Source organism: Streptomyces sp. BE20 (assembly GCF_036322525.1).
Taxonomy (GTDB): domain Bacteria; phylum Actinomycetota; class Actinomycetes; order Streptomycetales; family Streptomycetaceae; genus Kitasatospora.
On the sequence record NZ_JAQYWW010001060.1, the window covers coordinates 19,176 to 33,777 of the forward strand.

9 protein-coding genes are annotated in these 14,602 nt (G+C 75.5%); 7 read left to right on the forward strand and 2 right to left on the reverse strand.

From position 1 onward, the window contains the following. Window positions 1-12: 12 nt before the first annotated feature. The gene (locus tag PUR61_RS29590; RefSeq protein ID WP_329882552.1) at window positions 13-4,710 is read right to left on the reverse strand and encodes an ATP-dependent helicase; all 4,698 of its coding nucleotides are present in this window, start codon (window positions 4,708-4,710) and stop codon (window positions 13-15) included. A gap of 207 nt (window positions 4,711-4,917) precedes the next feature. Here PUR61_RS29590 and PUR61_RS29595 point away from each other — a divergent pair, with 207 nt between their 5' ends. From PUR61_RS29595 to rny, 7 genes are all read left to right on the forward strand, one after another. Beyond that, window positions 4,918-6,468: a S8 family peptidase gene (locus tag PUR61_RS29595; protein WP_329882553.1), complete on the forward strand. Its 1,551-nt coding sequence runs from the start codon at window positions 4,918-4,920 to the stop codon at window positions 6,466-6,468. Between the two features lie 131 nt (window positions 6,469-6,599). Further along, complete coding sequence (locus PUR61_RS29600; RefSeq protein WP_329882554.1) at window positions 6,600-7,151, forward strand: GNAT family N-acetyltransferase; 552 nt, start codon at window positions 6,600-6,602, stop codon at window positions 7,149-7,151. A 29-nt stretch (window positions 7,152-7,180) separates the two neighbouring features. After that, entirely contained in the window at window positions 7,181-7,375 is a 195-nt protein-coding gene (locus tag PUR61_RS29605) for a DUF3046 domain-containing protein (protein WP_329882555.1), read from the forward strand. Window positions 7,376-7,544: 169 nt separating this feature from the next. Next, window positions 7,545-8,825: an AI-2E family transporter gene (locus PUR61_RS29610; protein WP_443035260.1), complete on the forward strand. Its 1,281-nt coding sequence runs from the start codon at window positions 7,545-7,547 to the stop codon at window positions 8,823-8,825. Between the two features lie 154 nt (window positions 8,826-8,979). Further along, window positions 8,980-10,095: a recombinase RecA gene (gene recA, locus PUR61_RS29615; RefSeq protein WP_329882557.1), complete on the forward strand. Its 1,116-nt coding sequence runs from the start codon at window positions 8,980-8,982 to the stop codon at window positions 10,093-10,095. Window positions 10,096-10,102: 7 nt separating this feature from the next. Continuing rightward, window positions 10,103-11,086 (forward strand): regulatory protein RecX, encoded by a 984-nt coding sequence (locus tag PUR61_RS29620; protein WP_329882558.1) that lies wholly within the window; start codon window positions 10,103-10,105, stop codon window positions 11,084-11,086. A gap of 236 nt (window positions 11,087-11,322) precedes the next feature. Further along, window positions 11,323-12,792, forward strand: coding sequence for a ribonuclease Y (rny, locus tag PUR61_RS29625; RefSeq protein WP_329882559.1), 1,470 nt, complete (start codon window positions 11,323-11,325; stop codon window positions 12,790-12,792). On the opposite strand, the gene PUR61_RS29630 is transcribed toward rny, so the two are convergent. Next, window positions 12,773-14,563 (reverse strand): FAD-dependent monooxygenase, encoded by a 1,791-nt coding sequence (locus PUR61_RS29630; RefSeq protein WP_329882560.1) that lies wholly within the window; start codon window positions 14,561-14,563, stop codon window positions 12,773-12,775. The two genes, rny and PUR61_RS29630, sit on opposite strands and share 20 nt — an antisense overlap. Window positions 14,564-14,602 lie beyond the last annotated feature (39 nt).

Below are 14,602 nucleotides of genomic sequence, written 5' to 3' on the forward strand. Positions count from 1 at the left end.
CGGGGACGGTGCCTAGGGCCGCAGGCGCAGGCCGCGCGGGGTGGCGTGGAAGCCGGCCTCCTCCAGGGCGGCACCGAGGTCCGAGCCGAGGGCGGGCGTGCCGTTCGCCCGTTCGACGGTGACGCTGCCGAGCGCCCCCGAGCGGACCGCGGTGGCCAGCGCGGCGGTCGCCGTGGCGAGCGTCGACGGGTCCTCCGGCCAGGCCAGCAGCGACTTGCCGCCGCGTTCGACGTAGAGGCTCAGCTCGCCGTCGACCAGGACCACCAGGGCGCCCGCCTTCCGGCCCGGCCGGTGTGCCCGGGTCGCGGCGCCGTCCCCCGTGCCGCCCGCACCGGCCGGCGGCTCGGGCCAGGGCAGTGCGGCGCCGTAGGCGTTGGCCGGGTCCGCGGCGGCCAGCACCAGGGCCTGCGGCGGCTCCGCGGAGGGCGCGGCCGGCCACTCGGTGGCCCGGGTGCGCTCCAGCCGGCCGTTGACCGACCGCAGCCGGTCGGCCGCGCCCTCCATGGCGAACTGGGCACCGCCCAGCCCCTCCACGAAGTAGCCCCGGCGGGTCCGCCCGCGCTCCTCCATCGCGGCGAGCACCCGGTACACCCCGGCGAAGCCGCCCGGAACCCGTTCGGCCGCCACCGCGCCGCGGGTGAGCAGGCCGTGCCGGTCCAGCAGGCTCTGCGCCTGGGCGGTGGCCCGGACGGTCTGTTCGGTGGTGAAGGCGGGCAGCAGCGACCAGCGTCCGCCGACCGTCGGCGGACCGCTGCGCAGCGCGCCGCCGGCCCGGCCGAACGGGCGCCCCGCGCCGCCGTAGCGTCCGCGCGGGACGGCCCGGGGCGCCCGGTGCGCGGTGGACCCGGCCGTCCGGCCCGAACCGAGCAGGGCGCGCAGCGGCGCCAGGGTGTCGTTGCTGACGTAGCCCGCCCAGACGAGGTCCCAGAGCGACTCGACGAGCTCCTGCTCGGGGGTGTCCGGGAGGTGTGCGACCAACTGGCGGAAGAAGAGGCCGTAGCCGCCGGCCAGTGCCTCCATGAGCGCGGTGTGCACCGGGGTGACGGTGGGCGGGATCGGTTCTGGGCGCAGCAGCTGGGCGTTCTCGGCGAGGTGCAGGCTGATCCAGCCGTCCTTGCCCGGCAGGGCGCCGGCGCCGGTCCAGCCGATCTCGCCGGCCGCCATCAGCTCGTCCAGCAGGCCGGGGGAGTAGTCGGTGAGCCGGGCCGGGAGGACCAGCTTCTCCAGAGCCGACGCGGGCAGCGCGGCGCCCTGGAGCTGCTCGACCACCCGGAGCAGGCCGTCCGGGCCGCGCAGCCGGTGGCCGGCCAGGTGCTGCCACTGCGGCAGGAAGGCCGCCAGGGCGCGGGGCGGGACGGGTTCGACCTCCTGGCGCAGGGCGGCCAGCGAGCGACGGCGCAGCCGGCGCAGCACGTCGGTGTCGCACCACTCGACGGCGGCGGTGTGGCCCTCGACCGGTCGGAACTCGCCCTGGACCAGGCGGCCGGCGGCGGTGAGCCGGTGCAGGGTGCCGGTGACCACGGCGGTGCCGAGACCGAAGCGGTCGGCGGCCTCGGCGGCGGTGAACGGCCCGTGGGTGCGCGCGTGCCGGGCGAGCAGGTCGCCCAGCGGGTCCTTGACCGGTTCGGTGAAGGCTTCGGGGACGCCGACCGGGAGGGGGGTGCCGAGGGCGTCGCGCAGCCGCCCGGCGTCCTCGACGGCGGCCCAGCGACGTTCGCCGGCGATCCGGACCTGGATCACCCGGCGGGCGGACTCCAGTTCCAGGGCCCAGAGCGGTTGGGCGCCGCGGGCGGTCAGCTCCGCCTCGGTGAGCGGGCCGAGCAGGCGCAGCGCGTCGGCGACGCCCTCGGCGTCCTTGATCCGGCGCTCGGGGGTGAGCCGCTGGAGCTCGGCCTCCAGCTCGGCCAGGACCTCCGGGTCGAGGAGCTCGCGAAGTTCGGCCTGGCCGAGGAGTTCGGAGAGCAGCCGGGAGTCGAGCGAGAGCGCGGCGGCCCGGCGTTCGGCGAGCGGGGAGTCCCCCTCGTACAGGAACTGGGCGACGTAGCCGAAGAGGAGCGAGCGGGCGAACGGGGAGGGCTCGGTGGTGGTGACCTCGATCAGGCGCACGGCGCGGGATTCGAGGTCCCCCATCAGCTCGACCAGGCCGGGGACGTCGAAGACGTCCTGGAGGCACTCGCGGACGGCCTCCAGGACGATCGGGAAGGAGCCGTACTCGGAGGCGACCTCCAGGAGCTGGGCGGAGCGCTGCCGCTGCTGCCACAGCGGGGTGCGGCGGCCGGGGCTGCGACGGGGGAGCAGCAGGGCGCGGCCGGCGCACTCGCGGAAGCGGGAGGCGAACAGGGCGGAGCTGCCGACCTGGTCGGTGACGAGCTGTTCGATCTCGCCGGGCTCGAACAGGGCGGCGTCCGCGCCGACCGGGGCGTCGTCGGCGGGAGGCCGTCCGGCGGGGTTGCCGAAGTCGAAGTCGACGGACAGCAGGTCGGCGTCCGGGAGACGGAGCACGATGCCGTCGTCGGCGTGCATCACCTGCGGGTCGAGGCCGTGCTTCTCCCGCAGCCGGGCGCCGAGGGCGAGCGCCCAGGGGGCGTGCACCTGGGCGCCGAAGGGGGAGTGGATGACGATCCGCCAGTCGCCGAGTTCGTCGCGGAACCGCTCGACCACGATGGTGCGGTCGTCGGGGAGGTGGCCGCAGGCGGTGCGCTGCTCCGCGAGGTAGGCCAGCAGGTTGCCGGCGGCCCAGTCGTCCAGGCCGGCCTCGCGGAGCCGGGCGGTGGCGGCCTCGGTGTCGAGGGCGCCGAGCTCGCGGGTGAAGGCGCCGAGGGCGCGGCCGAGTTCGAGCGGGCGGCCGAGGGAGTCGCCCTTCCAGAACGGGAGGCGGCCCGGGACACCGGGGGCGGGTGTGACCAGCACCTTGTCGTGGGTGATCTCCTGGATCCGCCAGGAGGTGGTGCCGAGGGTGAAGACGTCGCCGACACGGGACTCGTAGACCATCTCCTCGTCCAGCTCCCCCACCCGTCCGCCCCCCTTCTTGGGGTCGGCCCCGGCGATGAAGACGCCGAACAGGCCGCGGTCCGGGATGGTGCCGCCGGAGGTGACGGCGAGCCGCTGCGCGCCGGGCCGGCCGGTCACGGTGCCGGCCACCCGGTCCCAGACCAGGCGGGGCCGCAGCTCGGCGAAGGCGTCCGAGGGGTAGCGGCCTGCCAGCATGTCGAGCACGGCGTCGAAGGCGGACTGGGGCAGGGAGGCGAACGGCGCGGCGCGGCGGACCACGGCGAGCAGCTCGTCGACCTGCCAGGTCTCCATCGCCGTCATGGCGACCAGTTGCTGGGCCAGTACGTCCAGCGGGTTGCGGGGGATGCGCAGCGCCTCGATCCGGCCGGTGCGCATCCGTTCGGTGACCACGGCGGACTGGACGAGGTCCCCGCGGTACTTGGGGAAGACGACGCCGGTGGAGACGGCGCCGACCTGGTGGCCGGCCCGGCCGACGCGCTGCAGGCCGGAGGCGACCGAGGGCGGGGACTCGACCTGGACGACCAGTTCGACGGCGCCCATGTCGATCCCGAGCTCCAGGCTGGAGGTGGCGACCACGGCGGGCAGCCGGCCGGCCTTGAGCTCCTCCTCGACCAGGGCGCGCTGTTCCTTGGAGACCGAGCCGTGGTGGGCGCGGGCGATCACCGGCGGGGCGCCCTTGGCGGCGCCGGAGCCGCCCATCAGGAGGGCGGGGGCGTGGTCCTCGGGGAGGGCGGCGCCGGTGGCGCGCTCCAGGGCGATCTCGTTCAACCGGTTGCAGAGCCGCTCGGCGAGGCGGCGGGAGTTGGCGAAGACGATGGTCGAGCGGTGCGCCTGGACGAGGTCGACGATCCGCTCCTCGACGTGCGGCCAGATCGAGTTCTGCCGGGCCGGGTCGTCGTCGGAGGCGCTGCCGGCGGTGGGGGAGGCGGGCAGGTCGTCGAGGTGGGGTACGGGCACCACCACGGAGAGGTCGAACTCCTTGGTTGACGGCGGCTGGACGATGACGGCGCCGCGCCCGGGGCTGAGGAAACGGGCCACCTCCTCGACCGGGCGGACGGTGGCGGAGAGGCCGATCCGGCGGGCCGGGCGGTCCAGCAGCGCGTCAAGCCGCTCCAGGGAGAGCGCCAGGTGGGCGCCGCGCTTGGTGCCCGCGACGGCGTGCACCTCGTCCAGGATCACCGTGTCGACGCCCCGCAGCGCCTCGCGGGAGGCCGAGGTGAGCAGCAGGAAGAGTGATTCGGGGGTGGTGATCAGGATGTCCGGCGGGTGCGTGGCGAAGCGGCGGCGGTCGGCGGCGGGGGTGTCGCCGGAGCGGATGCCGACCTGGACGTCGGGCTCGGGCAGGCCGAGCCGGACGGCGGCCTGCCGCAGGCCGGCCAGCGGGGCGCGGAGGTTCCGTTCGACGTCGACCGCGAGGGCCTTGAGCGGCGAGATGTAGAGGACCCGGCAGCGGCGCCCGGCCTCGTCGGGCGGCGGGACGGAGCTGAGCCGGTCCAGCGCGGACAGGAACGCGGCGAGCGTCTTGCCGGAGCCGGTGGGGGCCACGACCAGGACGTCGGTCTCCCGGCCGATGGCGCGCCAGGCCTCGGCCTGGGCGGCGGTCGGGGCGGAGAAGGCGGCGCCGAACCAGGCCCGGGTGGCCGGGGCGAAGCCGGCCAGCGGGTCGGACGGGGACGGTGTCTGGGTCTGCGGCGCCATGCCCCCATGGTGCCGGGTGCCACTGACAGAGGGGGGACCCGGAGACGGCACGGCGGGTGTGTGGCCGTTCGGTGGAGCTGATCGGGCAAAACAGACAATCCGACCATATGGTGATGGTTCAGACCTGCGATGTCCCTGTGAAGACCAGCCCTCCGGTGGCCGCCCGACCGCGTCCGGCCACCGGGACCGACGAGCGGAGACCGTGCCATGGCGCAGGTGGACCCGTCCGGCCGCGGTCCCGTCCACGTCCCCGTCCGGACCGCCCGTACCGGCCCGGCCGCCCGGCGCCGGGTGCGGGGCCCCTTCCGGGTCCTGCTCGCCATGCTGCTCACCGCGCTCGTGGTGGGCGGCGCCGTGCCGTACGTCTCCGGGCCCGGCCGGTCGTACCTCAGCTACCTGGTCCTCGCCGAGCAGGCGGACGCCGCCGGGGCCGCCCTGGCCGCGGGAGAGGCCCGGGCGGCCGGCGGAGAGGTGGTTCAGGAGTACCCGCAGATCGGCGCCGTCCTCGCGTACGCCGCCGGGGGCTTCGCCGGCAAGGTCAGGGACCGGCCCGGGGTGGCCGCGGTCGGCGCGACCAGGACCGCGCCGGTGCCGGGGCCGCCCCGGTCGCTCGACGGGGCCGGCGACTTCGGCGCGGGAACGGTGCGGGCGGGGAGCGCGGACGGCCGGGACGACACCACCGCCACGGTGGCCGACCCGGGCGAGCACGACGCCTGGAACCTCGCCCTGCTCGGCGCCGCCGCCGGCCCGGGCGGCGACGCCACCCCCAACCTGCTGGGCGGCCCGGACGCCCCCGCCGCCGGGGCCCTCGGCAAGGTGCTCGTCGCGGTGCTGGACTCCGGCGTCGACGACACCCACCCCGACCTGCGCGCCGCCGTCGACCCGAAGGCCTCCGCCTCCTGCGCCGACGGGCGCCCGGACGCCCGCACCGGCGCCTGGCGGCCCGACGACGGGGTCGGCGAGAGCGGCCACGGCACGCACGTCGCCGGGATCGTCGGCGCCGCCCGGGACGGCCACGGCGTGAGCGGGGTCGCGCCGGGCGTCCGGATCGCCGCGGTCCGGCTGCTCGGTCCGCTCGGCCAGTACTACGCGGAGAACATCGTCTGCGGGATGCTCTGGGCCGCCGACCACGGCGCCAGGGCGATCAACAACAGCTACTTCGCGGACCCGTGGAAGTACAACTGCCCCGACGACCGCGACCAGGCCGCGCTGACCGCCGCCGTCGGCCGGGCGGCCGACTACGCCCGCCGCCGGGGTGCGGTGGTGGTCGCCTCGGCGGGCAACGACGGCCAGGACCTCGGCGCCCCCCGTCCCGACGAGCGCAGCCCGAACGACCGCACCGCCGGCCCGGCGGAGTCACGGTTCGTCGGCCCCGAGTGCGTGCGGCTGCCCGGAGAGCTGCCCGGCGTGGTCACGGTGACCGCCGTCAACCGGGACGGGCGTCCGTCCGCGTACACCAACCACGGGCGCGGCAGGGTCTCGCTGGCCGCGCCCGGCGGCGATCCGGACGGCGGCGCCCAGGGGGCGGTCGTCTCCGACTGGCCCGGCGACCGCTACGCCGCGCTGGCCGGCACCTCGATGGCCGCCGCGCACGTCACGGGCGCCGTCGCGGTGGCCGCCGCGCTCCACCCGGACTGGGACGCCGGCCGGCTCGCCGACCTGCTGGCCGCCACCGCGGCGGCCGCCTGCCCGCCCGGCCCGCACGCCTGCGGCGACCGGCAGTACTACGGGGCGGGGACGCTGACGCTGCCGCGCTGACGCGGCGGGCGGGCCGCGCGGGGGCGAGGTCGCGGGCCGGGCGGGTCCCCGGCGGGTGCCGGGGGCGCGGCAGGGGCGTGAGGTGCGGAAAACCGGGTGACGGGCGGGGCGGGGTGGGTGAGGATCGGAGCATGGAGGTCTTCCTCACCACCGAGCGGCTGGTGCTGCGCCGCTTCACCGCCGCCGACGCCGACCACCTGGAGGAGCTGGACGGCGACCCCGAGGTGATGCGCTACCTCACCGGTGGCCGGGCCACACCGCGCGAGGTCGTCGAGAGCACCCTGCTGCCGCTGTACTTCGACCACTACCGCCGGTACGGCGACCTCGGCTGGTGGGCCGCCGAGGAACGGACGGGCGGGGCCTTCCTGGGCTGGTTCGAGTTCCGGCCGCCGGACGGCGACCGCACCGAGGTCGAGCTCGGCTACCGCCTGCGGCGCGCTGCCTGGGGGCACGGCTACGCCACCGAGGGCGCCCGGGCGCTGATCCACCGGGGATTCACCGAGCTCGGGGTGGAGCGCGTGGTGGCCTACACGATGGCGGTCAACCACGGATCGCGGCGGGTGATGGAGAAGTCCGGGCTCTCCTACGTCCGGACCTTCCACGAGGATTACCCCGAAGCGATCCCGGGCAGTGAGTACGGCGAGGTCGAGTACGCACTGGTGGCGGCGGACCGGCGGGCCTGACGGCGGGCCGGTCCGGGATACTGGTGGGCATGAGGCTGACGGAGTTCTGGCGGCGGATGCACGCACACTTCGGCGAGGTGTACGCCGAGTCCTTCGCGACCGACCACGTGATGAGCGAGCTGGGCGGTTGGACGGTCCGGCAGGCGCTGGAGGCGGGCTGGGAGGCCAAGGACGTCTGGCGGGTGGTCTGCGAGACCCAGGGAGTCTCCGCGGTTCTCCGCTGATTCCGGCCCGATGCTCGAACGGGCGTCGGACATGGGTCAGACTGTGCGGGTGAAAAGCAGTGCAGAACCGCAGAATTCGGACAGGTCGGCGCAGGTCGCCGACGAGGCCGCGGGCTCCCCGCCCGCCTCGCCGCCCCGGACCGCCACCGACGGCCTCTGGGGTTCCGGGATGCCGCGCTGGCTGCCCCGGGCCATGGTGCTGGCCCTGCTCATGGTCGGGCTGTTCCAGCTCGCCGACTGGGCGTTCCACCAGCTGATCGACCTCTTCGTGATGCTGCTGGTCTCCTTCTTCCTGTCCTTGGCCCTGGAGCCGGCGGTCGACCGGATGGCGGCCCGCGGGGTGCGCCGGGGGGTCGGTACCTTCCTGGTCTTCGTCGCGGTGGCGATCGCGGTGGGCGGTTTCCTGGCCGCACTCGGCACCCTGCTGGTCGACCAGGTGGCGAAGATCGCGGGGGACCTGCCGCACCTGCTCGACAGCCTGATCGACTGGATCAACCGGACCTTCAACCAGGACCTCTCGCTGGACGAGCTGCAGAAGAAGCTGCTCAAGGACTCCGGCGCCATCGAGACCTACGCCCAGCAGGCCGCCGACAACGTCTGGGGCGTCTCCTCGACCCTGATCGGCGGACTGTTCCAGGCCTTCACCGTCGGCCTCTTCACCTTCTACTTCACCGCCGACGGCCCCCGGGTGCGACGGACCGTCTGTTCGCTGCTGCCGCCCGCCAAGCAGGGCGAGGTGCTGCGCGCCTGGGAGATCGCGCTGGCCAAGACCGGCGGCTACCTCTACTCCAGGGCGCTGCTCGCCGTGGCGTCGACGTTCGCGCACTGGGTGATGTTCGCCGTGGTGGACCTGCCGTACGCGGCCGCGCTGGCGATCTGGGTCGGCGTCATGTCGCAGTTCGTGCCGACCATCGGCACCTACCTGGCGGGGGCCCTGCCGGTGCTGGTGGCGCTCACCGTGGAGCCGGTGGACGCACTCTGGGTGCTGGCGTTCGTGGTGGTCTACCAGCAGATCGAGAACTACCTGCTGCACCCGCGGATCACGGCGAAGACGGTGGACGTCCACCCGGCGGTGGCGTTCGGTTCGGTGATCGCCGGGGCCGCGCTGCTCGGCGCGGTCGGCGCGCTCATCGCCATCCCGGCGGCGGCCACCCTGCAGGGCTTCGTGGGGACGTACGTGCGCCGCTACGAGGTGGCGACCGACCCGCGGATCGACCGGGGCGAGCAGCGCCGGCTGCGGCGGGCGCTGCGCCGGGAGGCGGCCCGCCGGCTGCGGCGGATGGTCGGCGGGGGGTCGGACGGCGCCGCGGGCAGGGGTGCCGGCTCGAACAAGGACACCGGCTCGAACAAGGACACCGGGTCGGACCGGGGCGCCGGCGCGGGGCCCGGTGCCGGTCAGGGACCGAAGGGCGGGGACGGCAAGGAGGGCGGGGGGAATCGGGGCGAGTAGGCCGAACGGCTCCGGCTTGAATCGAACACTTGTTCTTTGTACTCTCCGGCGAAGAGTTTTCCCCAGGCCGAGCCCGGTCAGGGTCGATTGTCAGTGGGACGCGCTAGCGTCGATGACGATGAAGCGCACAGCACAGAACCCGAGGGTGGAAGCCATGGCAGGCACGGACCGCGAGAAGGCTCTTGAGACCGCACTCGCCCAGATCGAGCGGCAGTTCGGCAAGGGCTCGGTGATGCGCCTGGGCGAGAAGGCCAACGAGCCGATCGACGTGATCCCCACCGGGTCCACCGCCCTGGACGTCGCCCTCGGTGTCGGCGGCATCCCGCGCGGCCGGGTGGTGGAGATCTACGGTCCCGAGTCCTCCGGCAAGACCACGCTGACCCTGCACCTGGCGGCCAACGCCCAGCGGGCCGGCGGCACGGTCGCCTTCGTCGACGCGGAGCACGCGCTCGACCCGGACTACGCCAAGAAGCTCGGCGTGGACACCGACGCCCTGCTGGTCAGCCAGCCGGACACCGGCGAGCAGGCCCTGGAGATCACCGACATGCTGATCCGCTCCGGCGCGATCGACCTGGTGATCATCGACTCGGTCGCCGCGCTGGTCCCGCGCGCGGAGATCGAGGGCGAGATGGGCGACTCGCACGTCGGCCTGCAGGCCCGGCTGATGAGCCAGGCACTGCGGAAGATCGCCGGTGCCCTGAACCAGTCGAACACCACCGCGGTGTTCATCAACCAGCTGCGCGAGAAGATCGGCGTCATGTTCGGCTCGCCGGAGACCACGACCGGTGGCCGCGCGCTGAAGTTCTACGCCTCGGTCCGTCTCGACATCCGCCGGATCGAGACCCTGAAGGACGGCACCGAGGCGGTCGGTAACCGCACCCGGGTCAAGGTCGTCAAGAACAAGGTCGCCGCGCCGTTCAAGCAGGCCGAGTTCGACATCCTCTACGGCGTGGGCATCAGCCGCGAGGGCGGTCTGATCGACATGGGCGTCGAGCACGGCTTCATCCGCAAGTCGGGTGCCTGGTACACCTACGAGGGCGACCAGCTCGGCCAGGGCAAGGAGAACGCCCGCAACTTCCTGAAGGACAACCCGCAGCTGGCCGACGAGATCGAGCGGAAGATCAAGAGCAAGCTCGGCATCGGCCCGAAGACGGCGGAGCCGGCCGAGGCCGAGGCTGCGGACACCGCCGAGGGCGGGGCCAAGCCGATCACCGCGACCGCCGCCAAGACGGCCGCGGCGAAGAAGACGGCGGCGGCCGCCAAGGCCTGATCCGTTGATGCAGCACAGTGGGCCGGCGGGCAGCGCGCCGGTGGACGGCCCGGACGACGATGACGACGGCCCGCCGGACTGGTTCGCGGCCGTGGCCGACCCCGCGCCGGCAGCACCGAAGCCGGCCCGGGCGGCGGACCGGCGGCCGTCCGGTCGAGCAGCGGCGGACGGCCCGGCGGACGCGGGCGACCTCGGGTTGGTCACGGCCTCCGAGCTGCCCGCAGGGCGGCGCCGTCGCCGCTCGGCGCTGGAGGAGGAGAGCTCCGACCCCGGTGCCGGGGAGAGCCGGGCCGGGGCGGCCGGTCACGGGGGTGTGGCCGCCCCGGCCCGATCTGCAGCGTCCCGGACCGCAGCGCCCTCCGCCGGGCGGCCCGCGTCCGGGCGGCGGTCCCGTGGGCGGGCCGGGCGGTCGGAGCCGAGCGAGGCGCCGGGCACCGACGCGCGACGCTCCCGGGCGGAGGAGTCCGTCGACCCCGCGACGCGGGCACGGGACATCTGCCTGCGGCTGCTCACCGGTGCGGCCAAGAGTCGCAAACAGCTCGCCGACGCCCTGCGCAAACGGGAGATCCCGGACGAGGTCACCGAGGAGGTGCTGATCCGGCTGGAGGAGGTCGGTCTGATCGACGACGCGGCCTTCGCCCGGGCGTGGGTGGAATCCCGGCACGCCGTCCGCGGACTCTCCCGTCGGGCGCTGGCCCAGGAGCTGCGGACCAGGGGAGTGACCGGGGAGCAGGCCGAGCAGGCCCTCGCCCAACTCGACCACGACGACGAGACCGAGGCGGCCCGGGCCCTGGTCGACCGCCGGCTCCGGACCACCCGGGGCCTGGAGCGGCAGGCCCGGACGCGCCGGCTGGTCGGCATGCTGGCACGGCGCGGCTACTCCGAGGGCCTGGCCTTCCGGGTGGTCCGCGCGGCGTTGGACGAGGAGGAGCCCACGGAGTCGGTGGACGCCGGAACGGACGGGGACGGACCGTCCGATGCCTGGGACTGACGCCCGGGACTGACGCCCGGTCGGCTCCGGGCGGATCGTGGAGTTGGCCGACTACCAAGCCAGTCTTGACCGTTTCGTAACCCGCGCTTAGCCTCGCACTCAGTGCGGGAGCACATCGATCATTCCTCGGCCGCCCCCGGCCGGTCGCCCGGTCGCGCCCGTGACCAGGCAGGTCCGGGACCGGCCGCGCGGCTGGTCCCGGGCGTCGTGCCGCCACGGGACGGGGAGTGGGCAGGATGAGGATCGCGGTGAGTGCCGGATCGGCCACCTCCTCGCTGGTGGCCGTCCTGCCGGCCGTCGCCGTGGTGGCCGTCGTCGCCGTGGCGGTCCGGCTGACCGTCGGGCGTCTGCGGCACGTGCGGCGCCGGGACGCCGCCGAGACCGAGCGGACCAGGCAGCGGGCGGAGCAGCAGGCCACCCGGCTCCGGGCCGAACTCGACCGGCGCGAGGAGCGGTTGACCGAGGAGCTCGACCGGCTCCGGACGCGCGAGGGCGAACTGGCCGAACGCTCGGCCGCGTTGGAGCGGGCCCGGGGCGAGGCGGCGGCACTGGTCCGCCGCCGGGCCGAGGAACTGGAGCGGACCGCCGGGCTCTCGGCGGACCAGGCCCGCGCCGAACTCGTCCGCGAGGCGGCGTCCGAGGCCCGCCGGGAGGCGGCGGTCACCGTCCGGGAGATCGAGCGCGAGGCCCGCGACGAGGGTGAGCAGCGGGCCCGGGGGATCGTCGCCGGGGCGATCCAGCGGCTGGCGGCCGAGCAGACCGCCGAGACCGCGGTGTCGGCGGTCCGGCTGCCGAACGAGGAGATGAAGGGCCGGGTGATCGGGCGTGAGGGCCGGAACATCCGGACGTTCGAGGCCGTCACGGGCGTCAACCTGATCATCGACGACACCCCGGCGGTGGTGCAGCTCTCCTGCTTCGACCCGGTCCGCCGGGAGGCGGCCCGGCTCACCCTGGAGCACCTCGTCGAGGACGGCCGGATCCACCCGTTGCGGATCGAGCACGTCCACGAGCGCAGCCGTGAGGAGGTCGAGCGGCGCTGCGTGCGGGCCGGCGAGGACGCGCTGCTGGCCGTGCGGATCGGCGGGATGCATCCGGACCTGGTCCGCACCCTCGGCACGCTGCGCTACCGCGCCTCGTACGGGCAGAACGTACTGGGCCACCTGGTGGAGTCGGCGCACCTGGCCGGGCTGATGGCCGCCGAGCTGGGGGTGGACCCGGAACCGGTGCGCCGCGCGGCGCTGCTGCACGACATCGGCAAGGCGCTCAGCCACGAGGTGGAGGGGAGCCACGCGGCGGTCGGCGCGGACCTCGCCCGGCGGCACGGCGAGTCGGCGGACGTGGTGCACGCGATAGCGGCGCACCACGGGGAGGTGGATCCGCGGACCGTCGAGGCGGTGCTCACCCAGGCGGCCGACGCCTGTTCGGGCGGTCGGCCCGGCGCGCGCAAGGAGTCGTCGGAGACGTACGTGCGCCGGCTGGAGCGCTTGGAGGAGATCGCCCGGGCGCACGACGGCGTGGCCGCGGTGTACGCGATGCAGGCCGGCCGGGAGGTCCGGGTGATGGTCCGGCCGGAGGTGGTGGACGACCTCCGGGCGCAGGTGATCGCCCGTGAGGTCGCCAGGAAGGTCTCCGAGGAGCTGACCTATCCGGGTCAGATCCGGGTCACGGTGGTCCGGGAGAGCCGGGTCACCGAGGTGGCCCGCTAGGTTCGGCGGCCGGCTCGGGCTCCGACCCGGCCGCAGGTTCGGCCGCGGAACCGGCTCCCGACCGGGGCTCGGCGTCGGGCTCGGTGACGGCCTCGGGCTCGGTCTCTCCGCCGGTCAGCGAGGCCGGACCGCCCCGGGCCCCGTCGGCCAGGGCCCGGAGGTCCTCGGCCGCTGCGCCCCGGGTGACCCCGACCAGGTGTCCGTCGGGCCGGATCAGCAGGACGGTGTGCGGTCCGGCCCCCGGGTAGGCCTCGGTGACCAGGACCTCGGCCGGCACCGGCAGCGACGCGGCGACCTCGGCCAGCCGGGGCATCAGCCCGGCTCCCAGCCAGTGCTCGGCGGACCAGACGGTGGTACCGGGGGCGACCAGCAGCAGCAGGAAGTGGGTGCCGAGGCGGGCGTGCAACTGGTCCGGGGTGCCGTCGGCGGCGAGTACCGGCAGGTCCGGGACGAGCACGCCGGGGGCGGTGGCGGGCAGCAGTTCGCTGAGCGTGGTGGTGCCGCGCGCGCCGCGCTGGACCGGGACCCGGCCGGGCACGCCGGAGGGGGCCGCCGGGTAGGCGGGGACGCCGCCGAACCGGCCGGTGCCCAGCTGGCCGTCGGCGAGCATCGGCGCGTGCTTGCGGAACGAGCCGGTGAAGAGCGAGCGGCGGGTGGCCTGCCAGCCGCGCAGCGGGCGCAGCAGTGGCATGGCCTGGTCGACCGCGCGCAGCCGGGCGCCGACCGCGCCGCGCCGCTCGGACTCGTACCCGTCGAGGAGGGATCCGCCGGGCTGGGGGCCGCCGGAGTGGAGGTGCCACGCGAGGGAGAGCCGCCAGGCGAGGTTGTCGGCGTCGCGCAGGCCGTCGGCGAGGTTCTGCATGCCGAGTGCGCCGTGCAGGTGGGCGGCGTCGCCGGCGAGGAAGCAGCGGCCGCTGCGGAAGCGGGCGGCCAGCCGCTGCTGGGCGGTGTGGTCGGCGGCGGCGAGCAGGTCGAAGCGGGGGAGTTCGCCGCACCAGCCGGTGAGCGTGGCGGTGACCCGGGTGAGCAGGGTGTCGCCGGTGACGATGCCGGGCCAGGTGGCGTGCGGGTCGACCGTCTCGGCGGGCGCCGGCCGGCCGGGGGGCAGCCGCCAGTCCAGCCGCCAGACGCCGTGCGGCAGCGGGCGGGCGGAGGCCTCGCGGTCGCCGCGCCACGGGGGCTCGCGGTGCAGCCGGGGCTCGGTGAACGGCAGGTCGACCCGGACGGTGGCGATGGCGCTGCGGTCGACGGCCGGGCGGCCGGGGAAGCGGATCTTCAGGAGCTTGCGGACGGTGGACCGGGCGCCGTCGCAGCCGACGAGGTGGCTGCCGCGCCACCAGGTCTCGGTGCCGTCCTGCGGGTTGCGGGTGTGGACGCTGACGCCGTCGCGGTCCTGGTCGAGCCGGGTGACCCGGCTGAGCGGGACCAGCCTGACCAGGGGGGTGCCGGTGAGGGCGTCCCGCAGGCCGCGCTGGAGCCGGTGCTGGGGCAGGTGCAGGACCGGGGTGTCGGCGAGGTCGATCCGGAGCACCTCCTGGCGGCGCCGCCAGATGGTGAAGGCGTCCCACCGGGCGGCGTCGGCGACGGCCCGGGGGTAGCCGATCCGGCTCAGGAGGGCGGCGGTGTCGGCGCCGAGGACGACGCTGCGCGGGCTCTCGGGGGAGAGCCCGGAGCCCTCGTCGAGGACGACGGTCGGCACCTCGTGCCGGGCGAGGGCGAGGGCCAGGGCCAGGCCGACCGGCCCGGCCCCGACCACGATCACCGGGTCCATGCCGGGACCTCCGGGCACGGACGGTCCGGTGCGGCGCGG